Here is a 26,235-nt window from a genome sequence, read left to right as displayed (position 1 = left end):
GTTGTTAACTGATACCTGGATTATAAGGTTAGGGGGGATATCTTGGAGAATGTTAACAATTCAATGCAATCTTTAATAGAAAGTGCCGGCTGGCTGGCCCCGGTGTTATTTATCCTTATCCATTTATTGCGGCCATTTCTTTTTCTCCCGGTTATCGTCGTCTGCATTGCAGGTGGAGTGTTTTTTGGTTTTGTAGAAGGAGCTATTTTGTCTTTTATCGGTCTGTCGCTGATGAGTCTCGTGTTTTATAGAATCGTAAATGTCTTTCCGAAATTTCGTCAGGGAATCGGGCGGTTGAAAGAAAAAGTTTTCCATGACCGAACTGTTTCGGTGAGCCAGGTGATGGTTTTAAGAATCATGCCTTTTATCCATTTCCATTTACTTTCTCTCTACCTGATGGAAATGACGAAAACGTTCAAAGGATACATGTATTATTCCTTGCTGGGAGTTATCATGCCTGCTGTGCTTTATACCGCTTTCGGTGAAGCAATTTCAAAAAGTCCATGGTACTTATCTATTATATTTTCGATCATACTCATATTGTTATATGCTCTTTTAGGGAAGATTCATAACCAGAGAATGGAGAGTAAAAAGGGTTAATTAATCCAAAAAAAGAAGTGAATAATAAAAAGGGCTTTTCCTAAGGTGTATTGACCTTAAGAAAAACCCTTTTTTTCATATAGGCGTACTTGTTATTTGACACCTTTCATTTTGTGCTGTATCTTCGGTGAGATCAAGAATAGAACAAGACTTAGCACGAGTGCCGTAACACCGATGATACCGAAATAGAGCGTCTCTGTTTCTGGTGTATAAAAGCGGACTATCTGTGCATTGATTGCCTGGGCGGCAGCGTTTGACAAGAACCACAAGCTCATTGTCTGAGCCGAGAAAGCCGCTGGGGCTAGTTTTGTTGTTGCCGACAATCCTACTGGTGACAAGCACAGTTCACCAAGAACAACAATGAAATAGCTCAAAACCAGCCACAGTGGACTCACGAGTGCTCCTCCACTAAGCATTCCTGGTACAAGGATTACTATGAATGACAATCCTGCAAACAATAAACCTAAGGAGAATTTCTTAGGCACAGATGGCTGACGATCACCTAACTTAACCCACATCCATGCGAAAACAGGTGCTAGAAAAATGATGAACAAAGGATTAAGTGACTGGAACCATGCAGGAGAAATGGAAATCCCCAGAAATTCCAACTGTGTACGCTGATCTGCATAGTTAGCAAGAATAGTAGAGCCTTGTTCCTGGATAGCCCAGAACATTACAGAGGCTATAAACAATGGAATATATGCTATAATGCGTGAACGTTCAGTTGCTGTTGTTTTTGGACTGCGGTACATTACAACAAAGTAAATAATTGGGATGACGATTCCCAGAATTCCGACCAATCCAACAAATGTAGCAATAGTCAATAAACCTAATGGTATCGTCACTGCTATCAATACAACGACAACTAATGCAGCAAGCCCGATCCATTTGAATGTTTTTTTCTTTTCTTCAGGTGATAATGGATTACGTACATAAGTTCCGGCAAGACCTAAGTTTTTCCCTCTTGTGAATATATAAACCATTAATCCGAAAAACATTCCTACAGCAGCAATTCCAAAGCCTAAGTGGAAATTCACTTCCGTACCTAAAGTTCCGACTATCAACGGAGCAAGGAAACCACCAAGATTGATTCCCATGTAGAAAATACTGAAACCAGCGTCTCTCCGTTGGTCTTTTTCGCTGTAAATTTCTCCAACCATAGTGGAAACGTTCGGTTTCAATAGACCAGTACCGAGAACGATGAGTACCATTGAAACGAAGAACATACTGATACTTCCCGGAATTGCAAGCGCAATATGACCGAACATAATAAGTATTCCGCCATACAATAATGCTTTCGAAGTTCCGAGAATTCTATCTGCAAGCCAGCCTCCGATAATACCTGACATATACACAAGAGATCCGTATATTGACATAATTGCTAAAGCAGTGCTTTCTGGAAGACCAAGACCACCTTGTGAGACTTCATAATACATGTAGAAAACCAGGATGGCTCTCATGCCATAATAAGAGAAACGTTCCCAGAATTCAGTGAAAAATAGCGTAAATAACCCTTTTGGATGTCCGAAAAATCCTTTTTGAGGTACGCTGTCCACAATTTTCTGTTTATTTATGTTAGCCATAAGCTACCTCCTTTAAAAAGTACTTTAATATATTAGGCCATTTGTCGAACTATGTCAAAAGTAAAAATAGTGGTAATTTTCAGTCGTATAGGCAAAAAGAAATAATTAAGCGGTTTCACTATTTGGAAAAAGCAAAAAGCACCAGTTCACGGAAGTCGAATTTTGTCATTTTTCCGTAATCTGGTGCCTTTTCAGGCAATTTCAACTATTCTTAATATCAAACTGGTACTTTTTTACTTATTTACCATTAATTTTTTTCTCTTTAAAATATTGAGCGCGTTATGATCCCGCTCTTCAGTTGGGGGACGACGTGTTTCAGTTATATTCCAGTCCAAGCCTTTGCCATTTATAGATGCTCAATCTCTGATATGGAAGGATTTCCATTTTTACATTTTCTTATATTTATTCAATGTTGCACAATCATTTTCTTAATTTGTTTATATGCCAATCGTTTAACAAAAGAAATGGCCTTCATAGATATTTCTTAATTGTTCGCAGTTTCACAAGTGGTTAATGTTTTGCCATTTTGGAAGGGAATTAGTAACATTATAACTAGTTGATAAAATTTACATATTGATAGCGATAGGAGTGAAAGTCGATGAAATTATTAAATGAAATTTTGGCTCACAATGAGGAATTTGTGGAGAAGAAAGAGTATGAACAGTATCAAAAAGGAAAACTCCCAAACAAGAGAGTGGTTATTCTTTCCTGTATGGACACTCGTCTGGTGGAGCTCCTGCCAAAAGCAATGAATGTTGGCAATGGGGATGCAAAAATAGTCAAATCAGCTGGCGCTCTAATATCACACCCTTTCGGCAGCGTTATGCGCAGCTTGCTTGTAGCGGTTTATGAATTGGAAGCAGATGAAATCTGTGTGGTTGGCCATCATGATTGTGGCATGTCCAGCCTAAAAGCGGAAAACACGCTGGAAAAAGCAAAACAACGTGGGATTAGCGAAGACACATTGAAGACCATTCAATATTCCGGTATTGATTTGGATAAGTTCCTACAAGGGTTTGACAATGTAGAAGACAGCGTCCAGCACAGTGTGGAACAAATTCGTAATCACCCATTGCTGCCGGCCGAAGTACCTGTACATGGTCTAGTCATCGATCCGGACACAGGCAAGCTTGATTTAGTTGTGGATGGATACGAAAAATAATATTTTTGGAAGCAGATTGTTATATAATCCATGCTTTTCCTCATAATAAGCTTATATCTAAAGGAGGAATGGCCAGTGGATAAACAAAGGGCAATGGAGATTAAAGAGTCTCCAGACTTAATCAATGTAACTCACCATGGAGATCCTATTTATATTCAACGGATTGATGATCAAAGCGGGACGGCACACGTTTACTCTTTGCAAGATCCAGATAACCGCCAGCAAGTCTCCATTGATGAGTTACAGGAAAATTAAGAACAAAAAACACATGCAGGTTAACTGTATGTGTTTTTTTCTTTTGCAGGAATTTTATTCATATATATAGAAATTAAACAAGATATGTACGTAAAAACCGTATATTGCGACGTAGCTTCAGTGTGACTTCCTATCATCCTTTTCCGATTGAGTGCAAAGCCGGCGCTGAGGAAAAACACTCGCTTTCCGTGGGGAACGCTTCAGCTTCCTCGGTGCAAAACCCGCCCCTGCGGGATCTTCAGACTGTTCCTTTCCCACAGGAGTCTCGCATTTTTCCTCAGCTGTGATTGATTTTCTGTTTAGGTTAGAAGTGATCCTGAAAAGTGTCTAACATGGTTCTCCCTAACAAAAATCAGAAACCCCCTAACAGCGGAGGCAGAACACGTAGAACTCCTCGAAAATACAAACCAATTTTCTTCGTGCGAAGCGATGCTGTCGTAGCTTTCCTTATCCTATGGGAACAGCAAAGGTCTTCGATGGGAGCGAATAATCGCAGTCCCAAAGGGAACAAGGAAGCGTATTCAAGTAGTCCCCTGGCTGAGGCCGTGCCCATGGAAAGCGAAGTGTTCTGTCGCAGCGAGTATATCCACTTCACTATCATCAGAATGTGAGGAAGTCTTACTAAGTAAATTTTCACTAGTTCGCAGTTTCCCTCAACTCTCCATCTCAAAAGAGGTCGGTTTGCTTGGGGAATTGGTCTTCACAGACTAAATGGTTAACAATCAAATAATGAAAGTTCCGGAGGTAAGTGATGAAACTTAAAATCATTCATACAAATGACTTACATAGCAATTTTGAAAATTTTTCAAGAGCAGTTTCTGTTATCAAAACTTGGAAAGATGATCACACTCTTCTTCTTGACGGGGGTGATTTTGTCGATTTTAAGAGTATCGAACTGCGGGGAACCAAGGGGATGGCAGCCATCGAATTACTCGAATATGCAGGATACAGTAGTTTGACAATCGGTAATAACGAGATGTTTAATGGGGTGGATATACTCGAACACATGGCAATCAACAGTTCTGTACCCTTCATCAGCAACAACCTGCTGCGTAATGATAAGACAAAAATAAATGGTGTCCTCCCAAGCAAGATCATTGAAATAAATGGTATCCGAGTCTTTATTACCGGCTCTTCTCCGGATTTGGATGTATTCAACGAAGGACTGGGCGTATATATGACTTCTTACAAACAGGCAATCCAGTCAGAAATCCAGAAGAATCGTGACGATTATGATATTTGCATCTTGCTGAACCATGTCGGTACGATGAACGATGAATTATTGGCAAGGGAGCTGGATGGTGTCGATATCATCTTGTCTGCCCATGATCATCAGCTGTATAGCAAGCCTAAACTAGTCGAAGGCACAATAATAAACAGTGCAGGATGTTACGGAGAGCATGTGGGGATTTTGGAATTGAAAATTACCAATGGAAATGTGGAACTGACAGGTTCAGAGATGATTGCTACAGAGTCCTATTCTTTGGATGCGAAAGTTGAAGCAATAATGAACACGAACAAAGAAAAAGCTGTGGAAAATCTAAGCCGTCCATTGTACCGGTTGGAACATCAGCTATGGCATGACGTAATAGAGGAAAACCCATTAACCAATTTAATTGCCGACGGTTTGCGGGATTTAATGGGAGCAGACCTTGGCTTGATTAACAGTGGAATAGTAAATGCAGGTATTTTCGGCTTTGTTTCAGAGAAGAAATTAATTGAAATTTGTCCTTCCCCGCTGAATCCTACTTCTTTTGATGTGAAAGGTAAACACCTGAAAGAGGCTCTCATACAATCTCTCGATGAGCAGATTTGCCTTGGGGATGGGAGAGGACCGGGATTCCGGGGTAAATTTACTGGAAGACTGCATGTGTCCGGGGCGGTGATCAGTCATGATGGCGGGACCGTCAAAGAAATCTTGATTGAGGGTCAACCGATTGATGAAGAAAAATACTATAAAGTAGCCAGTTCCGACTACTTACAGCGCGGGTCGGGTTATCCGGCACTTGCTGAAAATAAAGATGCTTTCTACAGGCCCGAAGAAATACGTGATGTTATCAGAATGTATGCGGAAGAAAAGGATTTTATCAAACGGGCATGTGAAAAACGTTGGTCTGAAACAAGCCCAGTAAGTATATAAATCCAACAAGCTCTCCTCCGGAAAGAAGGTATAATATGCAGAAACAGTTTGAGGAAGCAATAAGGTTATATTTTCCGAATGAAGGGGAAGCCTGGCTGCGGAAAATCCCGGATTTATTGAGTTATTGCGAAGAAAAATGGGAACTGAAAATGGAGAAAGCATATGAGCTGTCCGTCAATTATGTAGCACCAGCACGCATGAGAGACGGCAGGAGAGTGGTTGTGAAAGTTTCCATACCGGGAAAGGAATTTGAAAATGAATTGGAAGCACTTCAATTGTTACAGTCACCCAAGTTGGTGAAGGTACTAGACTTTGATAGGGAAGCTGGAGTGCTTATATTGGAAGAACTGGTCCCCGGGACTATGTTGGTTGACCTTGAAGATGACGAACATGCCTGTTTTATTGCTGCAGGGGTGCTAAAAGGTATGCTGAAAAAATCACCTAGTCACACCGGCCTCCCTTCTACTGAGGATAGGGAAAATTCGATGCGGCAAATAATGCAGGAACATCCAGAAGGGCTTGGTCCATTTCCTATAGCAACGTTGGAAAAAGCTTGTCAAGTATTTCATTATCTAAATAAAACGATAGAGACATATTGGCTCCTTCATGGGGATTATCATCATTATAATATCCTTCTCAGCGGGGAAGACAACTGGATGGTAATCGATCCAAAAGGATTGGTCGGTGAAATAGAGTATGATTTGATTCAGTATTTGTTGAACAAGTTACCTGAACAAGATTATTATTCTATCATACAAAACAGGATAGATATTTTTATTGATAAATTGGATTTGAGTAGGGAAAGGCTTTTAATGTGGGGATTTTGCCATACGGTATTGAGCACATGCTGGACAGTAAATGATGAAAAAGGAACATATGAAGAAAGCTTCTTTAAAGCAGTCAGGGTCTTTGAAGAAATGTACAGAGACGAATTCGGGCGGGATTTATGGAATCCTTCCAACGAGTGTGAAAGTTGAGTCCGATACGATGCACTCTGTAAGTATGCAACAAACTTGCCATAACACTCAAAATGCAGCTGGATTAACCTTTTCTGACAACTTCTCGAGGTATGAAGTTCTTTTTATAATGAGAAATTTGTGCGTATTTAGCAATTTTCTGAAGAAAGAAGGGGAAGCCCATGCCTGAAGAAAATTCTGTCAAACATGATGTACAGGCGCAATTTGGCAGGAATGCCGATAATTATGTAACGAGTAAGATCCATGCCCAAGGAAAAGATTTAAGGAAGTTGTTGGATATTTTGAACTGCAATGGGGAAGAGCGGGTGCTCGATATAGCAACCGGTGGCGGGCATGTGGCTAACGCCCTTGCGCCTTTGACACAAAAGGTTGTCGCTTTGGACTTGACGAAGGAAATATTGAAAGCAGCAGAAAGACATGTCTTAAGTAACGGCCATGATAATGTGGATTTTGTAAAGGGGGATGCGGAGAAACTGCCGTTTCCTGATCGGACGTTCGACATCGTAATCTGCAGGATTGCTGCACACCATTTCTCTGACATAACGGCATTTATAAAAGAATCCTACCGAGTAATGAAGAAGGAAGGAGAATTCTTTTTGATAGATAATGTTGCACCAGAGAAACAGGAGTTTGACGATTTTTATAATTATTTAGAGAAGAAAAGGGATTATAGTCACCAACGGGCATGGAAGAAATCAGAATGGATAAAGTCAATAGAAGAACAAAGTTTTGAAATAAATGAATTGTATCGCTTTGAAAAGACATTTTCATTTAGCAAATGGTGCCAGATGATGAATCTTTCCGATGATATTCAAGCATTTCTAGCAGAATATCTCTTAAAAGCTGAAAGTCGACACAAACAGAAATTCCGAATCACCGAGGCGGATGGTAAACCAAAAACCTTTCAAGGCGAAGCAATCCTTATTAAGGCGGTGAAATCTTTTTGATTTTACCTTAGGGTTCTTCTAGGTGAATGGTAGAAACTGTACCAAGGAGAGGTTTGAAATGAAAGAATTCAAAGTCACATACTTTTTTGATCAACATCACTATATCAGGAGATTTATTTTTGAGGAATCCCAGGAAGCTGCAGAGGCTTTAATCCAAAATGAACGGGACCAATATATTTCTTTTCGTGACAGCAGGGGAATCTATCATGAACTTAATACTGGAAATGTCAGAGTCATTCAAATATCAGAGTATTTTCGAAAAGATAAGTCTTCACGAAAAGGAGAGCTTTAATGGAAGCTCTCTTTATATTTAAACTTAGTTTGGTCGCTGGACAAACTAAGTTGTTAGATGATAAAATGTTGTAAACGATTACAGATAGGAAGGGAGAGTGTATGGAAGAGGATTGTCCTCTTTCTCTTAAAATGAGCAATAATAAAAGCCTTTACATTGTATTAATAACGCTAGTAGCAACTTTGGGCGGGCTCTTGTTTGGTTATGACACAGCGGTTATATCAGGGGCAGAAGGCTCGTTGCAAACCTACTTTGCCGACAGTTTGAACTTGAGTTCACTAGTGCACGGAATTACAGTTTCGAGTGCGCTGATTGGATGTATTATTGGTGGATTGTTATCAGGTTATTTTTCAACCCGGATTGGAAGAAAATATTCCTTGGTTCTTTCGGCCGTACTATTTCTATTTTCGGCCGTCGGTTCTGCCTTTCCTGAATTTTTATTCTTTCAGCAAGGTGAGCCATCGATAGCATTGTTGATAACATTTAACCTGTACAGAATCATTGGCGGTATTGGAGTAGGCCTTGCTTCAGCTGTTGCGCCGATGTATATCGGGGAGATTGCTCCTCCGCATTTGCGAGGAAGATTGGTTTCATTAAATCAGTTTGCGGTTATTTTCGGAATGCTTGTTGTTTATTTTGTAAATTGGGGTATTGCACGAGGACAGTCGACTGAGTGGGTGAATGATATCGGATGGCGGTATATGTTCTTGTCAGAGGCTATTCCGGCACTATTATTCCTGGTATTCTTATTCACTGTTCCAGAAACACCGAGATACTTAATCTCAAAGAAACAAGACGACAAAGCAATGAACATATTGACCAAGTTGAACGACCAGACAATGGCCAAAGCAACAATGTATGAAATCAAAAATTCATTTGATGCCCAAAAAGGAAAACTGTTTTCTTTTGGAAAAAAGATCATTGTTATCGGGGTATTGCTGTCCATTTTTCAACAATTCGTGGGCATTAATGTGGCCCTGTATTACGCTCCTAGGATTTTTGAAAGCATGGGAGCAGCGAGGGATGCGTCCATGTTTCAGACGATTGTAATGGGTCTCGTGAATGTGGTCTTCACTGTTGTAGCGATTGTAACCGTTGACAAATTTGGCAGAAAACCATTGTTGATCATTGGCTCGATAGGAATGGCAGTCGGAATGTTCGGAGTTGCCGGAATGGCATTTGCTAATGTGATCGGTATCGGTACGTTGATATTTATCATCATTTATACAGCCTCATTTATGATGTCATGGGGGCCGGTTGTCTGGGTGTTATTGGCGGAGATTTTCCCTAATAAAATCCGTGGCCAGGCCGTAGCGCTAGCGGTTGCTGCACAATGGGCAGCTAATTACTTTATTTCTTCCACCTATCCGATGATGATGGAGTATAGTGGTGGATTGACTTATTCCTTCTATGGATTGATGAGTGTGCTTTCAGCGCTGTTTGTCTGGAAACTTGTCCCAGAAACAAAAGGCAGATCACTCGAAGAATTGGAAATGATATTAGTGAGAGGCAGAAAAGAAGGCCGTCGTAAACACGGTTAGAGTACCCGCGGACGAGAGGGTAGTTGACGGGATGCAGGTGGCATGAAAGTGTCGCCTGCATTATTTTTTATGAGGATCCGGCTGGCGGGCAATTTTCCGTGTTTTCACTTATGAAGCCATCCAAACTCTGTAAAATGAAGATACTAAGGGGATGATGGTCAAAGGGAAATTATTTCCAAACACTGAAACCTATGATACCATTATGTTATCTGCTTATTCCTATCTAAATATAGAATCTTGTTCCATTAAAAACATTTATATCGGACCGGAACCTTAAAGAAACGGCGGGGCTTTGGAAGACTCGGTTCCGGAGAGTTGGATATACCATCAGAAAAGAAATGAGGACATTTAATACAGTATGACTGAAATCAAAGAAATAGGCTCTTTATGCGCTATTGACGAAAAAGGCTATATAATAAACGAGTCTGCTCCAGAGAAAATCGATAATAAATTTCGAGAAGTAATCCGACTAATAAAGGAAAGTTGTCTTTCCATTTTACCAGATGAAATTCACAGTATTTATATAAGAGGTTCTGTGCCAAGAGGGTTAGACATAGAAGGTTTATCAGATGTAGACGTCATAATAGTAACCCATTCCAATCCTCGAAATATTGATCTTACTTGGGTGGAGGAGACTGAACAATTTATTGATCAAAAATTCCATTTTGTAAATGGTGTTGAATTAGGATTCTTGCCTTTAAGTGATGCCGAGGAGTCAAAATATTGCTCCATGATTCCGTTTATCCTAAAAACCTATGGAATTTGCGTTTATGGTGAAAACCTAATAAATAAGCTCCCTAATTATAAACCCGACAGCCCATTGGCGAATGAACATCTCATTCACTTATCGCCCCTTATTGATCAAGCCAAGCGGGAATTAACGGGAAATGACGACATTGAGGACATTAAGGATTGCTGTTCATGGATCATGAGAATTATTGTGAGGGCTGGCGGTGCACTTGTCATTGTACAAGAACATTCGTACACAAGAGATTTATTCCCAGCCTATAAACTATTTTCAAAGCATTATCCTGAAAAAGAGCAAGAGATGAGAACGGCGCTTTGGAACGCAATCAACCCCTTGTCAAATTCAGAAGAAATAGTGGAATTCTTGAACCGCTTTGGAAGTTGGCTAAAAGTGGAAACAGAAAATTGGCTTGATGTTTATAATCCTAAAAGGGAATTACACCTGCCACTTTGTTAATGTTACTAAGCCCAGGGAGAGGAACTTCTATGAATGAGAAGTTCCTCTTTTTGGTGTTTTTTTATGCTTCGATCCAGTATATATCGCTTCCGGCCGGAAAATAACGTTGTCTTCCCTTTGTTCGAGGACATGTGCAGTCCAGCCGACAATCCGGCTTGCAGTGAAGGTAGCGGTAAAAAGACTGGAGGGTATGCGAAGCTCTCTTAGTATAGCTGCGGCATAAAACTCTACATTCGTATAAAGGTTACGGCCCGGCTTCATTTCGTTTAATAGACTAATCGCCTCTTCTTCAACCTTTAAAGCGAAGTCCAGCCAATCGTCTTTACTTTTGTTCTGCTTGATTACTTCTTTTAGAGCTGCAGCCCGCGGATCCAAAGTCCGGTAAACGCGGTGGCCAAAACCCATCAATTTTTCCCCGTCGGCTATTTTCTCCCTGAGACATTTTCTAATATCCCCTTGATCGGAAACATCTTGGAGAAGCTTTATGACCCCTGAAGGAGCACCTCCATGCAGTGGGCCCTTCATTGTCCCAATCGCCGATGTTACTGCTGAAACGAGATCTGATTCGGTAGAGGCGGTTACGCGGGCCGAAAAAGTAGATGCATTCATACCATGCTCCATTGTTAAAATCAAGTAAGCTTCCAATGCGCTGACGTACGCCCGGGTTGGTTCCTGCCCTGTAATCATGTAAAGATAATAAGCAGTATGGGATAAATCTGTTCTTTCTGCCGGAAAAGGGATGCCGAGTTGTTGTGATCTGCGGTATGCAATGATTCCCGGAATCAGTGAAGCAATCATTATCGCATCGTCTATGGCCGGGTACTTAAAAGAACGCAATTCAATCGACGAAACAGCTGTACGAATAACACCGAGCATATCGAGGCTTTCTGGCAGGTGGCCGATAAGTTGTTTCATATAATCCGGGAGTTTTCTAGTATTCTTGAAAGCTGCCATTAAGGTATCTAGTTCCTCTTTGGCAGGGAATTTTCCATACCAAAGCAAGTGAGCTATTTCTTCAAAGGTATATAACTGTGCAAGCTCGTTGGCGGGATAACCCCGATAATACAATTCACCTTTGATTCCATCAATTGCACTAAGTTTTGTTTCTGCACAAATAATTCCTTTCAATCCTCTTTCGACCATAAAATCTCCTCCTTTATTGCTTATATTTAGTATAAGTTGTAACATCTATTTAAGAAATTAAATATATTTAAAAGAATTGATTAAAAATATTAATGGAGGAAGTTATGGAGCTATCCTGGATAAGAACGTTTGTGACGATAGCAGAGAAAGGGAGTTTCAGAAAAGCTGCGGATACTTTATATGTTTCTCAGCCCACGGTTACAGTTCATATTAAATTGCTAGAAAAGGAAATTGGCGTTCAATTGTTCCAACGGACAAATCGGACCATCAAACTGACCGAAGAAGGCCGGCATTATTTAAACCATGCAAATAAACTTCTTGCTGTTCACCAGCAAGGCATTGAGGAGATGCGCTCCTTTTCACAAGGGTACTCAAGAAAATTGCGTCTGGCAATATCACCGTCGATAGCAGATACTGCAATGCCTTTTATTTTAAAGAGTTATTTAAAAAAGAATACAGAGGTAGAAATATCTGTGGATATAATGGATTCTGTATATATAGAGGAAGCTGTTTCTCAAGAAAAGGTAGATATCGGGTTTAGCTTGTTGAAAAGCAATGATGCTTCTCTGTACTGTCGTCAACTATACGAAGACCAACTTGTGTTTTGTGTTCCTCATGATGGATTCGATCTTGAATCGGCTCCCGCGCACGACCCGGAGGAGATTTTCCGTAACCATCACTTGCTGACCCATAATTATCCAGGTTACTGGGATGCTTTGTCGGTTCAACTTAAATTGATTTATCCAAGGGTGAAAATGATGAAGGTGTCCCAAATTCACATTACCAAGAGGTTTATTATTCATGGATTAGGCGTTTCTTTCCTGCCCAAGTCGACTATCCATAGGGAACTATTAGAAGGGCGAATAATAGAGGCGGACATTCCCGAAATTAATTTGCCGCAAGTAAATACCTATGCATTGACTAAATATAATCATAATTTGGAAAATGATTTTTTGGAATTTGTCTCGATGCATCGATTTGGATAATCAAAAAGGCAGTTATATCCATGAATTAATGGACATAACTGCCTTTGTATCAACTGCTTTGTTTTATTTCTACAGCGTCTGGGTTGGTACGTCTCGTGCTCGTGAACATAACATAAAATGCCACTGTAGTGACAAGCACTAAGACAGCACTAAGGATGAACAATAAGGAGAATCCTGTGTAAGTGACAATAAGTCCAAGCAGGAAAGATCCAACGGCTATACCTGTATCAAACAGGGTGAAAAAGGTTGCTGTCACGTATCCATTCCTTTTGGCAGGTGCTGATTTTACTGCCAATGACAACAGAAAAGGTACAAGTGAGCCATAACCAATACCGATGAGTGCTGCAGATAAAAGCAGCAGCACTGCTGTCTGGGCGAAACTAAGAACTACTAAACCAACCGCAAACAAGACCAGGCATGGCAAGATGACCACTTTTGGACCTCGTCTGTCAAAAAGTCTTCCGAGCGATGGTCTTGTTAATAGCATGGTGACGGCGAAAACGAGAAAGAAATAACTGGATACTGATTCTAATCCGTTTGCAGAAGCATATACCGAAATGAAGGACAATATACCAGAATAGGATATAGCGACAAGGCTACCAATCAGCCCGATCGGAAAAGCTCTCCTTTCCAAGAAATCGTCGAATGTCCATTTTTTCTTATTTGTAGAAGATGTTTGTGGGACAGTTTCACTAACCTTTACAGCAGTTCCACATAAAACACTCAGTATAATAACAATGCTTAAGATAATGAATAAGGTTTGAAAAGATACAAACTGTAAAAGGGAAAGACCTATGAATGGACCTGCGACCACAGCAAGGTTCATCGACATGGTGAAGTATCCAAGCCCTTCTCCCTGGCGTTCAACAGGTACGACATCAGCGGCAATGGCTGCAGCTGCAGTAGTGAGGACACCGAAAGATAATCCATGAATGAATCGCAGTGCCAACAAGACTGTAAACTGATCGATGAAAATATAGCCAAAAGTCGTCAATGTAAACAGGACTGTCCCGGCAATTAGAATGTTGCGCTTTCCGAAGCGTTCCAATAGTCCGCCGGATAAGGGGCGCATTAAAATTGCTGCCAGAAGCATAGCTGTCACAATTAAGCCTCCTTGAGCTTCCGTTCCGCCTAAGTCGGCAATCACATAAAGAGGCAGGGTAGTAATTAAAGTATAGAATATAGTGAAAACAAGGAAATTCACAGTTGAAATACTGATAAAATCCTTGGTCCAAATCTTGTTTTGTTTTTCTGCCATGTACTTGTCACTCCTTTATTTTCCTAGTTTTTGTAATAGATGCAACAGTTGCTGTCTTTCTTGTTCAGATAGATGTGCAAGATGATCTTGTTCGAAGTTTTCTACAGATTGCTTGATTATGCTGACTTTTTGTTCAGCTTCAAGGGTTAATTGTACGATTCTTTCCCGTTTGTCTTTTCCGGGTTTTCGAGTAACCCATCCGGAAGATTCCATCCGGGCAAGTGTCCTTGTTACGGTTGGAGCCTCCACTTTCAAGTAATTCCAGATGTCGGTCTGTGTCATCGGACCACGTTTGTCTAGTGTGTAGAGAATTGTCCATTGAGAAGAATAGAGGTTATATTCCTGGAGTTTTTCATTCAATTCCTTTGAAAGCATTCTGACTTTTTGGTTAAGAGTGTGAAACAGGTGACTGGTGTCCATAACGTCAAATCTCCTTTTAATTATTTACCTGGGTAAATAATTGGCACTTGGACTATTATAGAGGTTATAAGAAGGTTTGTAAACCAGCGGATAGGGAGCAGAAAAACTGTAATGTTCCACTAAATTCATTCTAGATTATCATTAAGCAAAGATTCTTGGAAAGAATTTATTACACTATTTCTGTATATTGCGACATAACTTTAGTGTGACTTCCTATCATCCTTTTCGAATTGAATGCTAAGCCTACGCTGCGGAAAAATACTCGCTTTCCGTGGGAGCGCTTCAGCCAGGGTACTACTTGAGTAGGCTCCTTTGCTCCCTTGCGCCGAGGAATCTTACTACGAAGCGATACTAGAAGACGCAGGCGCATAGCTGTGTGGTCTTCAGACTGTTCCTTTCCCACTGGAGTCTCGCATTTTCCCTCCGCTTGGTATAGTTTTCTGATTAGGTGAGAAGTGATTCTAAAAAGTGTCTAACATGGTTTTCCCTAACAAAAATTTTTCATAATAAAACCTCCTATAGTTTTGTACCATTTAACTTTTCTAAAAAACTATAGGAGGGAACAAATACTAACATCAATTAACACTGCTGCTATTAGAAGTAGTAATAAAATGGAGGCAAGCGCTAATCCAGTAGATTTTAGAAATACCTATAACTGGCTTGATGGAAGGTGAGTGAAGCAGGGCCAATAAATAGCACCATGCTTAAACGGCATGGTGCTTGGATGGTGTGCCTGATGTCTGAATATGTTGTTCGTCATCAGACTCTATATAATGTTGAAGATGCTTTTTAAACAGATACATAACCCATAAATGGATTTTGGCCTGAGTATATTTGTAGAAAGCCCATGGCAAGGATGGTTGATATTCATGAATAGCAATGAGCAGTTCCCTCGAGTTCGGAATTTGTCTGAATTCCAACCGTCCCCTGTTTTTATGGGTGATTCGGGTGAACAGTCCCCCTGAAATCCTGTAGAGTGCCCGTGTTGAATCACTTCTTTCTGGAAGATAAGCTAGCTCGAGTATAGGTGATTTGAGCGGCTTTAAAAAGATCTTGCAATGTCTGTCTGCATCTACCTCAGACTTAACAATGAATTTTGCGAGACTGGAAATCCAGTGCATGTAGTAAGCACCAGCCCAGTTGGCGTTTTTTCCATCTGGGAGTTGGACCCGTTGAATGGATCTTACATCAGGTTGGTCTACCGATTTTTTAAGCTTTTTAATAATTGAATCTGTTGGATTATGTTCGTATTCGAGCGCCTTAACAGCAGCGGTTTTAAAACTTGTTTTTCCATCGCTGATTCCTTCCACTCTATTTTCTTTTTTGGCAACCATAGGATGTTTAAGGCTCTCAATCAAAGGATAAGCTGTTTCTTTCGGAGCACCGGTAATCAAGGTTACCCACAATCTAGATAAATTGACTGTCAACAAGGGAATATTGAACAGTCTTGGTTTCTTGTTCATTACTTCTGCGGTTTGTATAAGCATGTTCTTATAGGACATTACTTCCGGACCGCCGACATCAATTGAGCGATCTTTAACATCATCATTATCTACCGTCTTAACTAAAGAGTGTAGAACATCCTCTAATGCAATTGGATGTGTTTTCGTGCGCGTCCACTTCGGCAAAAGCATCACCGGAAGGCGTTGTACGAGTTTGGAAAGAATCGGGAATGAGGAACCTTTCGGGCCGACTATTAATCCGGCTCTGATAGTGGTTACAGGAATACCGGATGATTTCAAGATTTTTTCAACTTCCAGCCGGCTTTTGAGGTGGCGGGACAAATGATTATGTTCAGGAATGATACCGCTCAAGTATATTATCTGCTTCACCCCGTTCTTTTGCGCAGCTCTTGCAAAGTTATCCGCAAGAATGACATCCATGTCCTGAAATTCTGCCTGTGTCATTTTTGCGGATGGTTTCATGGAATGGATCAAATAGATGGCAATGTCTGCCCCGCTTAGTCCAACTTGGGCATCCTTTAAAGAGAAGAAATCACATTCCCTCCAGCTGACATGTTCAGTATTGGCTTTATCTTTCACATTTCTTGATAAAGCGATGACATCGAACGTATTCGTTATTTTGGAAAGGAGGTTTTTTCCTATATATCCGCTCGCCCCGGTCAAAGCTACTTTTAATCTTCTTTTTTGCACTTTCAGGCCTCCTATCAGTTCATTAATTTGTATGTACCCAGATTGATCAGATATGTAACAATGCTGTCTTTTATAAAGGGAATGTTAAGTTTTTATTAAAATAGTAAAATTTCCTTTGGACAATTTTCCCAAATGATTATAAAATCCTTACATGGGGAGGTGTTTTTTATCAAGTACATTGGTTTTCTTTTTATCGCTGTATTGATATATATGGTGACGAGCGGTTTTCAACAAATTTATGAATTTTCCTCATTCTGGTTGGTTGCCTTAAACGCTTTGGCCCTTGGTTATTTTGCTTATTTAATGGATCTTCCTATCTTAAGGGGGAGTAAGGACAATGCCGCGAATTAAGGATAGCATATATATGTTCCAATTTAGTACGTCCGGGAAGGGCGTTTTTTTTGTCCTAATTCACCGCTGTTTAACGAATTAGGAACAAGGGAATAGATTTTGTGTGAAATTTTGTTGAGTTATTGGACAGAACTACATAATACCATCTTATTTTACCCATCTTAAAATGAAAGCTAAAAAGGAGCTGACCCAAATGCCGCAAAGCAGACAAATTCCAAAGGAAACAGGAATGGATCATAGTGTAGCTCTGATGTCAGAAGGATATCTTTTTATTCCGAACCGATGCCGTCGATTTCAATCAGATATCTTTGAAACGAGGCTTTTGGGGGGACAGAAAGTAATCTGTATGAGTGGAGCGGAGGCTGCAGAAATCTTTTATGACAACCAAAAATTCCAGCGTAAAGGCGCGACACCAAAAGCAGTCCAGAAAACATTGTTCGGTGTGAATGCAATTCAATCTATGGATGGTGAACGACATAAGCATCGAAAGCAGTTGTTTATGTCGTTGATGACTCCGGATCGAATTCACGCATTGCAGAACATAGCTGAGGAACAGTGGGAGTATGCAATTAAAGAATGGTTGACAATGCCTGAAGTGAATTTATTCGAAGAGGCCCGGCAAATTATGTGCCGGACGGCATGCCAGTGGTCGGGTGTACCACTTAGAGCAAACGAACTGAAACAGAGGAGCAGTGATCTGGCGGCGATGGTCGATGCTTTCGGTGCCGCCGGTCCGCGGCACTTTCGCGGGAGACAGGCAAGAAAGAGATCCGAAAGATGGATAAAAGGAATTGTCGAGGAAGTGAGGGCTGGTGTAAGGGAACCAGCTGAAGGAACTGCCTTGTACGAATTTTCATGGTACAGGGATTTGGATGGCAATCTGCTTGACAGCCATATGGCGGGTGTGGAAATCCTCAATATTCTCCGGCCGATTGTAGCAATTGCATATTTTATTGTTTTTGGTGCCATGGCGCTTCATTCCTATCCTGACACAAAAGATAAATTGGTAGAGGATGATGGTACTTACCATAAGATGTTCGTACAAGAAGTACGCCGCTTTTATCCATTTGCACCATTTACCGGCGCTCGCGTGAAAAATGATTTTACTTGGAGAAACCACCAATTTACAAAAGGGACGCTTGTCTTATTAGATATTTATGGGACGAATCATCATAATGAAATTTGGGATCAGCCGAATCGATTTATGCCCGAACGGTTTAAAGATTGGAATGGCAGCCCTTTCAATTTCATTCCACAAGGTGGGGGAGAGTTTGAAATTGGTCACAGGTGTGCAGGAGAGTGGGTGACAATCGACCTCATGCAAATAAGCATGGAAGTACTTACACAAAAAATAGAATATCAGGTACCCCCGCAGGACTTTAGCATCCCAATGGACAGGATGCCTACGATTCCGATGAGTAGAATGCTTTTAACCGACGTGGAAAGAAAGGTATGAGGAAGAGAAGGCCAGCCAGAAGTATGGCTGGCCTTCTTGTTTAGCAACACACATCGCAGCAGGCTGTCCTGGGTCTAATAAAATTAAAAATGAGGCTTCTAGTCATTTTCTTTCTTTTCTGGTGGTTTGGTTTTTCCTGCCAAGCATCTTGGTTCATGCTTAGGATGCGGGATTTCTTTTCTTCAATCTCTTTTCCCATTGTATAAATATTCTCCATTATCTTACCTCCTCTGAACAACAAATACTGTTGTCAATTATTTCAGTATCGTTCTTAGTAAAGAAGAATTCCCACTCGTTGCCGTCTGGGTCAGTGATCCAGAATTTGTCTTGAAGAGCATAACAGCAGTTGGTATTTTTCTCATCACGTGTGAAAAAACCTAATTTCTCTAACCTTTGCTTATGGTGCTCTATTTCTTCTTGTTTTTCTACTTGTAAACCAAAGTGGCCGACTTGATTTCCATTTACAAATGGCTTCACATTTAGTGTAAAGTTCAAATTTAATCCTGATGGTAAGTATTTTGCATAATCGTTTCTGTTTTTGACCGGTCTTTCTCCGAATACTTTAGAGTAGAAGGCTATCGACTCTTCCAGGTTCGTGACATTGATTCCAATATGTACATTCATTTGATCATCTCCCTTAATCAATTTTTTTTGATTTATAAGATAAAGCAAACCTCAATCACAGTTAGTTGCTAGTTGCTCTTAGGTATCCAGATGATGTTGCCGGAACAGAATATTACTCACTTAGCCGGAATAAACAACATAATTCTTCAGAAAGAATATGATTGACCTGCTTAGTGTCCAGTTCATAATAACTCCATGTACCTTCTGTCTCTTTTTTTAAAAAACCGGTTTCCAGCAGAATTTTCAAGTGATAAGATAACTTGGATTGCGGAAGGTCCAGTTTCTCTGTTAAATCGCATACACACATACGCCCATTCTGTGTCAGCTCATACATGATGTGGAGTCGGCGTTTATCAGCAAGCGCTTTAAATGTTTGTTGGTAGTATTCAAATGTATTTTCCAGAGTGGGATTTTGATTCATTATTTGTTTCATCCTCCGGACACGCCTTTCATCAAATATTTTTGATTAATCTGATTATAACCATTTCCAGTATTTCTCGCAACTAATAAATCAATTTTTTTTGATTTAAATGAAATAATTACTATTGAATGTATAAGTATATTATTATATATTGATAATTAAAAGTATAGATACATGCTGAAGGCAATGACTTTGCTAATAATTTTTAAGGAGCATAAATATGTCTGAAAAAACTTTATACTTCCTTTGTACAGGAAACTCTTGCAGGAGCCAAATGGCGGAAGGATGGGGAAAAAAACACCTTGGTGATGACTGGGTTGTTAAAAGTGCCGGAATTGAAGCGCACGGTCTAAACCCCAATGCCGTGAAAGCAATGAAGGAAGTGGGGATCGATATATCAGGACAAACATCTGATATCATTGATCCTGAAATATTAAACAATGCAGATTTTGTTGTCACCCTTTGCGGAGATGCTGCAGATAAGTGTCCGATGACACCGCCTCACGTAAAACGGGAGCATTGGGGATTTGATGACCCCGCTAAGGTCGAAGGATCAGAGGAAGAAAAATGGAAATTCTTTCAGCGGGTACGGGATGAGATAGGGGAACGAATCAAGCGTTTTGCCGAGACAGGAGAGTAATAAAAAAGGAAACGGCTTAGGGAAGGGAAGCTAGCCGTTTCCTTTTTTTGATTAATGACGCTTGCTGAGCCATAAAACTCCAGACTTTGCCAGACGGGGAAGAAGTCCTGTGACAGGCTGCTTCATCATGTTGCCGAATCCGTCCGATTTACCTAATGAACCAAGTGTACCTTTCAACTTGATTTCTTTTGGTTTTTTCGGTTCATTGCCGTTTAACACGGCGGTAAGTATCTCTGCAATCTGCTCACCCTGTTCACCGGCAAGCTGGGCGCTCGGGGAGTGGTTGGAAGAGGCACAGTCACCGACTACGTAAATATTGTTTTGCTCGGGGACCTGGTAAAATTCATTCAAGATAATTTTATCCTGGCGATCCTTTGCAAAGGGTAATTCCCGAACTAGGTAGTTTGGACGTACACCTGCCGTCCAAATAGTCACATCGTTAGGAAAACAGGAACCATTATTGCAAACCGCTCCTTCTTCCACATACTCGACATTGGAATGATGTAATACTTCTACATCATTTTTCACGAACCATTCTGCTACATATTTCTGGATTTTCTCGTCAAAAGCCGATAGGACAGATGCCCCCCGGTCGAGCAGGCGAATATTTAAATCAGGTCTGCTTTCCCTTATTTCGGATGCTACTTCAATGCCGCTTAGCCCTGCTCCAACAACGGCAACTTTCCCATAGGCTTTCAAATCACCGATTGAAAGGCCGGCACGCCTTGCTTTTGAAAGCGTCTGAACACTGTGGGTGAATTCTTTTGCCCCTTCGATACCATGGTAATTATCCTCACAACCGAGACCGATTACTAAGTAATCGTAGTTGACATCCTTTTCAGAGTCTTGAATAATGATTTGTTCGTTTTCTGTATCGATTTTTTCGATTTCTCCATAGACGTAATCGACTTGGTTATGCTCCGGAAAGTTGATTCTTACTTCTTTATCGGCCGATGTTCCGGCAGCAATGGCGTAAAACTCTGTTTTTAAGGAATGATAAGGGTTTCTGTCCACCACGGTGATGTGAAGATCTGACGGAATTCCGTTGTCTAGTAATTCCTGCAATATCTCCATTCCGCCGTAGCCGCCCCCCAATATAACTAATCTCCTCATAAATATACCCTACCTTTATCAATGATATAAAAAAATATAAAAAATGCTGAAGATACCTCATTTTATGATTAATACAGATAAACCGTTTTCTAATTTCTCCCTCTTAAAGACTACCAAAAAAGACCTGGGAAAACTATAAAAATATCGAATTTTGACGACTTTTTGTCTATCTTTCTCTCACTCCTCCAAGAAAGCGTTATCATCCTTTTGTAATATCATTACCAGTAAATAAAAGATTAAAACAAAGAAGTGAAGGGAAGCATTAATCACCGGAATTGAAGTCATTCAGCAAGACAACCATTCCATTAAGTATAGAAAAAGGGCAGAGTTCAAAAACTAAGCAAATGGAACGAAAGGAGGAATGAAGAGTGACGAGACCCAAAGGTCCCAAACAGCAAAAAGAACCCGATTTACCAAAAAGTCCACAACAGCCATACGGTGAACCGTTAAGTGGATCGCATGAAGTCAAGAACAAAAACCATACCCGACAGAAGAGGAAATCTTCTCATGATATGTAAGGAATATTCCAAGACAGCTATATAGCTGTCTTGGAATATGATGCAACAATCTTTCGAAATAAATTTACAATTATCAACAAAATCACTGTTTTACACTGTCAAAGAGAAGCTGAATATGCAAGAATTTCTTGAAGGATTACATGACAATAAAGAGCTTTCCTTTAGTAAAATAATAGAAGAAAGGGAGGTGATTGAATAGAAATGGTTAAACTAACAGATATCGCAACAGACCGTTTTTTACAAAAATACACGAACTGGAACAACTTAGAGGAGTTAGAACGGAACGCTCCAATAAATCTAGCAGAGCATAAAGTTTATTGGCAGTATCTAAACCATCCTAATTTTAATCGGTATATTGCAGCTCATTCTGATTTTGATTGTTGGGAAAGCTTTGTCAGAAAAGCTACTGAAGAGTTTATGGCTAAACAGAAAGTCAGACTCTAGGTTTATATAGGACCAATTCACATGGCATCGGATCTCTCGATTCTACCCAGCTAGATTTGATTTGAAAAACGCAATAATTACATACACAGAGAGAAGCAATAATAATTTTTTCTTCAGTTAGACGATTTGCCGATTGGTCCGTTATGGGACGACTTCAGTTTGGAAGTTGATCATGAGAAAAACACTGGAAGAGTAAGGGGCCTTCCAGTGTTTTTTAGCGTTCTCTTGGTTGTACGTTCTATTTCTTTTTCGAGTTAAAATGTATGAGCTAAATCCCTGGCTCTTGCTATTCCATCTTGTTTTATTTCTTCTGCTTTGTCAGGAAGGGCGGCATGACCTTCAATGAATAGTCCTTCAAAAGATGGTACACCGAAAAAGCTCATGACAATATCCAGGTAGCGGTGGCCCATTTCCATACTTGCTGCAGGTCCTTCAGAGTAAAACCCACCCCTTGCCTGGATGTGTAGTGCTTTCTTGTCGGTAAGAAGTCCGACTGGTCCATGTTCGGTGTAACGGAATGCTTTACCGGCTACAGCGACTGAGTCGATATACGCTTTCATGATAGGCGGGAAAGAAAAATTCCAAAGCGGCGTGACAAATACGTATTTGTCAGCGGCGATAAATTGCTCGCTTAACTCTGACAAACGACCCACTTTTGATTTTTCTTCTTCAGATAGTTCCTCGAAATCCTTCCCTGATTGTAGCTTGCCCCACCCTTGAAATACATCTGCATCGATGTACGGAATGTGCTCTTTATATAAGTCGAGATGGATGATCTCGTCTTGCGGATTTTCTTGTTTGTAGGTATCGATAAAAGCAGTGGCAGCTGCCATGCTGAATGAAGCTGTTTCATCATGCGGATGTGCTGTAATATATAGAACTTGACTCATGCGATTCACCCTTCTTTTATATTATTGGGATGCTTGTTGCTTTGGATGTGTAATCATTAACGGTATATTTCCCATACTATGAATAAATAAACATGCAGGAGTAGCAAAAAAAGAACCTGTCCTTAATGGACAAGCTCTGTGATTATAAAGAGGGTTATTCATTTATATAAGGGTTTCCACTGATTTGCACCCTTATCTCATCGGTAATGTGAAAACGTTCATTATCTGTCTTAACGTTTGGCTCAAAATTCAATTTTCCGCTGCCGTCGAAGTGTGTAGGCTTTTGATCCATTTCAGACCCTCCTGAAGGTTGTTTTGATGCTTGTCTTTATTATAAACGAAAAGGCTTACAAAAATGAGTTTTTTTGAAAATTTTTTCAGGTTATCACCTCATAATGAAGGGTACTAGTTGTTAGCAGGAGACTAGACATCCGAAGGAGAGAGAATATGTGGATTCATCACCCGTTTTTTAAATATATGACCGGAACGATCCTGGTCTTGATTTGTGTTTTCCTGTTAGTGAAACTTCATTTGTTCGTGCCAGTAAAAACTGTAATTGGAGCGTTGTTCTTTCCGGTGCTTATTGCAGGATTTTTATACTTTATTACGAAACCATTTGTTCGTTTCTTGTCCCGAATGAAGTATTTGAACGATGTGACGGCAATCGTTATCTTATACGCCATAGTTACGGGGATAGTCTACGGTGGGTATAAGCTTTTGGCCCAAACGATCACAGACCAAGTATCTAAAATATCGACCAAATTGCCAGAAAAATTAAAAGAAACCACTGAACAGGCTGGTCAAGCGATTGAAAAAAACGATTTAGGAATGGTATCTACCAGTCGTCTGACCCAGAAAATAACAGGTCTGCTCGGTGACCTGGCAAAGGAGATGGGAAATCACTTAACCGAGATAGCTTCTGCTCTAACGAGTGCGACAACAGTATTGATTGTCGTTCCCTTTGTCTTGTTTTACTTTTTGAAAGATGATAACCGCTTTTCTCCATTCTTGCTGGCTTTTGTTCCAAAAAAGCATAGGCAGGAAGGGGAGGAGTTACTGTATAGGATAAGACAGACATTGGCAGCATACATTATTGGGCAAGTTATAGTGGCAACCGTTGATGGTATCCTGATGTTCATCGGCTATCTAATTATTGGTCTTGATTACGCTCTTATATTGGCATTATTTGTCATAGTGACCGCGGTGGTTCCGTTTTTTGGTCCGATGATCGGTGTTCTCCCGGCATTAGTAGTTGCCCTGACCGTTGACCCCCTTACCATGTTCTATGTTTTGCTTACATTGGTAATTGTGCAGCAACTGGAAGGGAATTTAGTAGCACCACTTGTGCTCGGAAACAAACTGGAAGTTCATCCATTGACTATCATCTTTCTGTTAATAATAGCTGCAGCTTTGTATGGATTTATAGGTATGTTGATTGCCATACCTGTTTATTCGGTCTTGAAAGTAATCGTTAAACACGTGTATTCTTTTTATTATCGAAAAAATTACACGCAAACAGGATAGAGAGGAGAAAACGAATGACAGAACACATAATTATTAACGGACTTTCCATTGAAGGAGAGAACTTTCTGGAAGAGAAAAGGGATAAAGGTGTGGAATTGAAAAGAAAGATCAGCTTTGATTTTAAAGTAAGACACGAGGAGTATCATCAGGTGACTACCACACTTTACGAAAAACGGCTTCAAGTTGAAGTTCCGAATAGAGGCTTGGATTTTCCTGCAATCATTCATGCCTATTCCACATCTCTCACCAATTTATATGAAGAGAATGCTGTAGGAACTTTTCATTTAGAATTAGTAGAAGATAAGTGAAAAGGAGAAAAAGATAATCAAACACAAATCCTTTCATGTTTTTGAGAAATCCCTGGCTTCTCAACCGGTTGAATGCTGTATCAGTATATGACATTTGTCATATAAACTGGTGACATTTATGACTATTATTGGATGCTCATTTTTTCTAAGCTAATACTAAGATTAAATTTCAGATATGAAACAGTCGATTCCGATCCTGTTTTTAGGAGGAAATCATGAGCAAACTAAACCGCCAGAAACAAGCAGAACTTAGAAAACAAGTGAAACCATTCGAGAAATCTAATGGGAAAACAAGTGTCATCCAATTGATCAACACAATCCCGCCTTTTTTCCTTTTATGGATACTGGCCTACCAAAGCTTGAACTATTCGATCCTGTTAGGGATAGTTTTTGCGATCATTTCCGCTGGATTTGTTGTTCGTATGTTCATTATTTTCCATGATTGCACACATCAGTCATTTTTTAAAAACAAAAAAGCAAATCGATTATTGGGAACCATTACAGGGATTCTCACTCATTTCCCGTTCGAAAAATGGAAGAGGGCTCATTCTATCCATCACGCAACAAGCAGTAATCTGGACAAGCGCGGGACTGGCGATGTCTGGATCATGACGGTGAAGGAGTATGTGGAGGCAGGCTTCTGGCAGCGTCTGGCTTACCGTTTTTATCGAAATCCAATTGTTATGTTCGGATTGGGCCCGATATATCTTTTCTTGGTCTCTAATCGGTTTAACCGAAAGGGAGCAAAGCCCAAAGAAAGATGGAACACATATTTGATAAATGCTTCGATCGCCATCAGTTATGCTATTGTCATCTGGGTGACAGGGTGGCAGCCGTTTGTATTAATTCAGGGCATCATACTCTTCGTTTCCGGAGCTCTTGGGATATGGCTGTTTTACGTTCAGCATCAGTTTGAAGACTCGTACTTTGAAAACGAAGAAGAATGGGATTATGTAAAAGCAGCGGTGGATGGAAGTTCCTATTATAAACTACCGAAAATCATACAATGGATTACTGGCAGTATCGGATATCATCATGTCCATCATCTGAATCCACGTGTACCCAATTATTATTTAGAGAAAGCACATGAATCTACACCGCCATTGCAGAAGGCTACTACCATTACACTATTGTCTAGTTTGGAATCCATTCGTTTCCGGTTGTATGACGAAGATAACAAAACCTTCGTCAGGTTCAAGGATGTTAAGATGCTGAAAAGAAAACTACAAAGGAACACTATTTCCATCAGCAGTGGCAAACCAAGCATAGAAAAATAAAGAATAGT

Annotated in this window: 28 protein-coding genes; 17 read left to right on the top strand and 11 right to left on the bottom strand. The window is 40.3% G+C overall.

The features are described from left to right. Positions 1-42 precede the first annotated feature (42 nt). The gene (locus tag CZ434_RS08975) at positions 43-600 is read left to right on the top strand and encodes a TVP38/TMEM64 family protein (RefSeq protein ID WP_077622819.1); all 558 of its coding nucleotides are present in this window, start codon (positions 43-45) and stop codon (positions 598-600) included. Positions 601-692: 92 nt separating this feature from the next. Here CZ434_RS08975 and CZ434_RS08970 read toward each other — a convergent pair whose 3' ends face one another. Then, entirely contained in the window at positions 693-2,183 is a 1,491-nt protein-coding gene (locus CZ434_RS08970) for a peptide MFS transporter (RefSeq protein WP_077622818.1), read from the bottom strand. Between the two features lie 598 nt (positions 2,184-2,781). Between CZ434_RS08970 and CZ434_RS08965 the strand changes: the two genes are divergently transcribed. The 8 genes from CZ434_RS08965 (at position 2,782) to CZ434_RS08930 (ending at position 10,701) form a co-directional block, all read left to right on the top strand. Then, positions 2,782-3,345, top strand: coding sequence for a beta-class carbonic anhydrase (locus tag CZ434_RS08965; RefSeq protein ID WP_077622817.1), 564 nt, complete (start codon positions 2,782-2,784; stop codon positions 3,343-3,345). A gap of 75 nt (positions 3,346-3,420) precedes the next feature. Beyond that, entirely contained in the window at positions 3,421-3,600 is a 180-nt protein-coding gene (locus tag CZ434_RS08960) for an H-type small acid-soluble spore protein (RefSeq protein WP_077622816.1), read from the top strand. A 751-nt stretch (positions 3,601-4,351) separates the two neighbouring features. Continuing rightward, a complete protein-coding gene (locus CZ434_RS08955) occupies positions 4,352-5,740 on the top strand; it encodes a bifunctional metallophosphatase/5'-nucleotidase (RefSeq protein WP_077622815.1) in 1,389 nt (462 codons plus the stop codon). Positions 5,741-5,775: 35 nt separating this feature from the next. Beyond that, a complete protein-coding gene (locus CZ434_RS08950; protein ID WP_077622814.1) occupies positions 5,776-6,717 on the top strand; it encodes an aminoglycoside phosphotransferase family protein in 942 nt (313 codons plus the stop codon). A 161-nt stretch (positions 6,718-6,878) separates the two neighbouring features. After that, positions 6,879-7,664 (top strand): class I SAM-dependent methyltransferase, encoded by a 786-nt coding sequence (locus CZ434_RS08945; protein ID WP_077622813.1) that lies wholly within the window; start codon positions 6,879-6,881, stop codon positions 7,662-7,664. Between the two features lie 58 nt (positions 7,665-7,722). Further along, on the top strand, positions 7,723-7,956 hold the full coding sequence (locus CZ434_RS08940) for a hypothetical protein (RefSeq protein ID WP_077622812.1): 234 nt from the start codon (positions 7,723-7,725) through the stop codon (positions 7,954-7,956). Between the two features lie 101 nt (positions 7,957-8,057). Continuing rightward, the gene (gene xylE / locus CZ434_RS08935) at positions 8,058-9,497 is read left to right on the top strand and encodes a D-xylose transporter XylE (protein WP_245830954.1); all 1,440 of its coding nucleotides are present in this window, start codon (positions 8,058-8,060) and stop codon (positions 9,495-9,497) included. A 358-nt stretch (positions 9,498-9,855) separates the two neighbouring features. After that, positions 9,856-10,701, top strand: coding sequence for a nucleotidyltransferase domain-containing protein (locus tag CZ434_RS08930; RefSeq protein ID WP_077622811.1), 846 nt, complete (start codon positions 9,856-9,858; stop codon positions 10,699-10,701). A 27-nt stretch (positions 10,702-10,728) separates the two neighbouring features. Here CZ434_RS08930 and CZ434_RS08925 read toward each other — a convergent pair whose 3' ends face one another. Further along, the gene (locus CZ434_RS08925; RefSeq protein ID WP_077622810.1) at positions 10,729-11,844 is read right to left on the bottom strand and encodes a citrate synthase/methylcitrate synthase; all 1,116 of its coding nucleotides are present in this window, start codon (positions 11,842-11,844) and stop codon (positions 10,729-10,731) included. Positions 11,845-11,948: 104 nt separating this feature from the next. Here CZ434_RS08925 and CZ434_RS08920 point away from each other — a divergent pair, with 104 nt between their 5' ends. Continuing rightward, positions 11,949-12,830, top strand: a complete 882-nt coding sequence (locus tag CZ434_RS08920; protein ID WP_077622809.1) for a LysR family transcriptional regulator — start codon at positions 11,949-11,951, stop codon at positions 12,828-12,830. A gap of 49 nt (positions 12,831-12,879) precedes the next feature. Here CZ434_RS08920 and CZ434_RS08915 read toward each other — a convergent pair whose 3' ends face one another. From CZ434_RS08915 to CZ434_RS08905, 3 genes are all read right to left on the bottom strand, one after another. Next, positions 12,880-14,088: an MFS transporter gene (locus CZ434_RS08915; protein WP_077622808.1), complete on the bottom strand. Its 1,209-nt coding sequence runs from the start codon at positions 14,086-14,088 to the stop codon at positions 12,880-12,882. 15 nt (positions 14,089-14,103) lie between these two features. Further along, on the bottom strand, positions 14,104-14,508 hold the full coding sequence (locus tag CZ434_RS08910) for a MarR family winged helix-turn-helix transcriptional regulator (RefSeq protein WP_077622807.1): 405 nt from the start codon (positions 14,506-14,508) through the stop codon (positions 14,104-14,106). 704 nt (positions 14,509-15,212) lie between these two features. Continuing rightward, on the bottom strand, positions 15,213-16,661 hold the full coding sequence (locus CZ434_RS08905) for an NAD(P)H-binding protein (RefSeq protein ID WP_077622806.1): 1,449 nt from the start codon (positions 16,659-16,661) through the stop codon (positions 15,213-15,215). A 544-nt stretch (positions 16,662-17,205) separates the two neighbouring features. Between CZ434_RS08905 and cypC the strand changes: the two genes are divergently transcribed. After that, positions 17,206-18,468, top strand: a complete 1,263-nt coding sequence (cypC, locus tag CZ434_RS08895; RefSeq protein WP_077622804.1) for a CYP152 family fatty-acid peroxygenase CypC — start codon at positions 17,206-17,208, stop codon at positions 18,466-18,468. A 40-nt stretch (positions 18,469-18,508) separates the two neighbouring features. Here cypC and CZ434_RS22115 read toward each other — a convergent pair whose 3' ends face one another. The 3 genes from CZ434_RS22115 to CZ434_RS08885 form a co-directional block, all read right to left on the bottom strand. Next, positions 18,509-18,685: a hypothetical protein gene (locus tag CZ434_RS22115; RefSeq protein ID WP_179107221.1), complete on the bottom strand. Its 177-nt coding sequence runs from the start codon at positions 18,683-18,685 to the stop codon at positions 18,509-18,511. Further along, positions 18,685-19,092: an ArsI/CadI family heavy metal resistance metalloenzyme gene (locus CZ434_RS08890; protein ID WP_077622803.1), complete on the bottom strand. Its 408-nt coding sequence runs from the start codon at positions 19,090-19,092 to the stop codon at positions 18,685-18,687. Before CZ434_RS08890 ends, CZ434_RS22115 begins: the two co-directional genes overlap by 1 nt. A gap of 112 nt (positions 19,093-19,204) precedes the next feature. Further along, positions 19,205-19,525 (bottom strand): ArsR/SmtB family transcription factor, encoded by a 321-nt coding sequence (locus CZ434_RS08885; protein ID WP_245830953.1) that lies wholly within the window; start codon positions 19,523-19,525, stop codon positions 19,205-19,207. Between the two features lie 208 nt (positions 19,526-19,733). Here CZ434_RS08885 and arsC point away from each other — a divergent pair, with 208 nt between their 5' ends. Next, on the top strand, positions 19,734-20,153 hold the full coding sequence (gene arsC, locus CZ434_RS08880; RefSeq protein ID WP_077622801.1) for an arsenate reductase (thioredoxin): 420 nt from the start codon (positions 19,734-19,736) through the stop codon (positions 20,151-20,153). 51 nt (positions 20,154-20,204) lie between these two features. Here arsC and CZ434_RS08875 read toward each other — a convergent pair whose 3' ends face one another. Next, a complete protein-coding gene (locus CZ434_RS08875) occupies positions 20,205-21,266 on the bottom strand; it encodes an NAD(P)/FAD-dependent oxidoreductase (protein ID WP_077622800.1) in 1,062 nt (353 codons plus the stop codon). Positions 21,267-21,634: 368 nt separating this feature from the next. On the opposite strand from CZ434_RS08875, the gene CZ434_RS08870 reads away from it, so the two are divergent. Next, positions 21,635-21,784 (top strand): small acid-soluble spore protein P, encoded by a 150-nt coding sequence (locus tag CZ434_RS08870; RefSeq protein WP_077622799.1) that lies wholly within the window; start codon positions 21,635-21,637, stop codon positions 21,782-21,784. Positions 21,785-21,985: 201 nt separating this feature from the next. Beyond that, positions 21,986-22,228 (top strand): hypothetical protein, encoded by a 243-nt coding sequence (locus tag CZ434_RS08865; RefSeq protein WP_077622798.1) that lies wholly within the window; start codon positions 21,986-21,988, stop codon positions 22,226-22,228. A 254-nt stretch (positions 22,229-22,482) separates the two neighbouring features. On the opposite strand, the gene CZ434_RS08860 is transcribed toward CZ434_RS08865, so the two are convergent. After that, positions 22,483-23,118: an FMN-dependent NADH-azoreductase gene (locus CZ434_RS08860; protein WP_077622797.1), complete on the bottom strand. Its 636-nt coding sequence runs from the start codon at positions 23,116-23,118 to the stop codon at positions 22,483-22,485. Between the two features lie 154 nt (positions 23,119-23,272). Further along, positions 23,273-23,410 carry a hypothetical protein gene (locus tag CZ434_RS22110; RefSeq protein WP_179107220.1) on the bottom strand — a complete coding sequence of 46 codons (138 nt, stop codon included), beginning with the start codon at positions 23,408-23,410 and terminating at the stop codon, positions 23,273-23,275. 155 nt (positions 23,411-23,565) lie between these two features. Here CZ434_RS22110 and CZ434_RS08855 point away from each other — a divergent pair, with 155 nt between their 5' ends. From CZ434_RS08855 to desA, 3 genes are all read left to right on the top strand, one after another. Next, positions 23,566-24,642: an AI-2E family transporter gene (locus CZ434_RS08855; RefSeq protein WP_077622796.1), complete on the top strand. Its 1,077-nt coding sequence runs from the start codon at positions 23,566-23,568 to the stop codon at positions 24,640-24,642. Positions 24,643-24,656: 14 nt separating this feature from the next. Further along, positions 24,657-24,950 (top strand): DUF3219 family protein, encoded by a 294-nt coding sequence (locus CZ434_RS08850; protein WP_077622795.1) that lies wholly within the window; start codon positions 24,657-24,659, stop codon positions 24,948-24,950. Between the two features lie 215 nt (positions 24,951-25,165). Continuing rightward, positions 25,166-26,227: a Delta(5) desaturase DesA gene (desA, locus tag CZ434_RS08845; protein WP_077622794.1), complete on the top strand. Its 1,062-nt coding sequence runs from the start codon at positions 25,166-25,168 to the stop codon at positions 26,225-26,227. Positions 26,228-26,235 lie beyond the last annotated feature (8 nt).

Origin of the sequence: Sediminibacillus massiliensis (assembly GCF_900156915.1) — a bacterium.
Taxonomy (GTDB): Bacteria; Bacillota; Bacilli; order Bacillales; family Amphibacillaceae; genus Sediminibacillus_A; species Sediminibacillus_A massiliensis.
The sequence above is the reverse complement of the archived record's forward strand: the minus strand, read 5'-3'. Positions and strand labels throughout refer to the sequence as shown.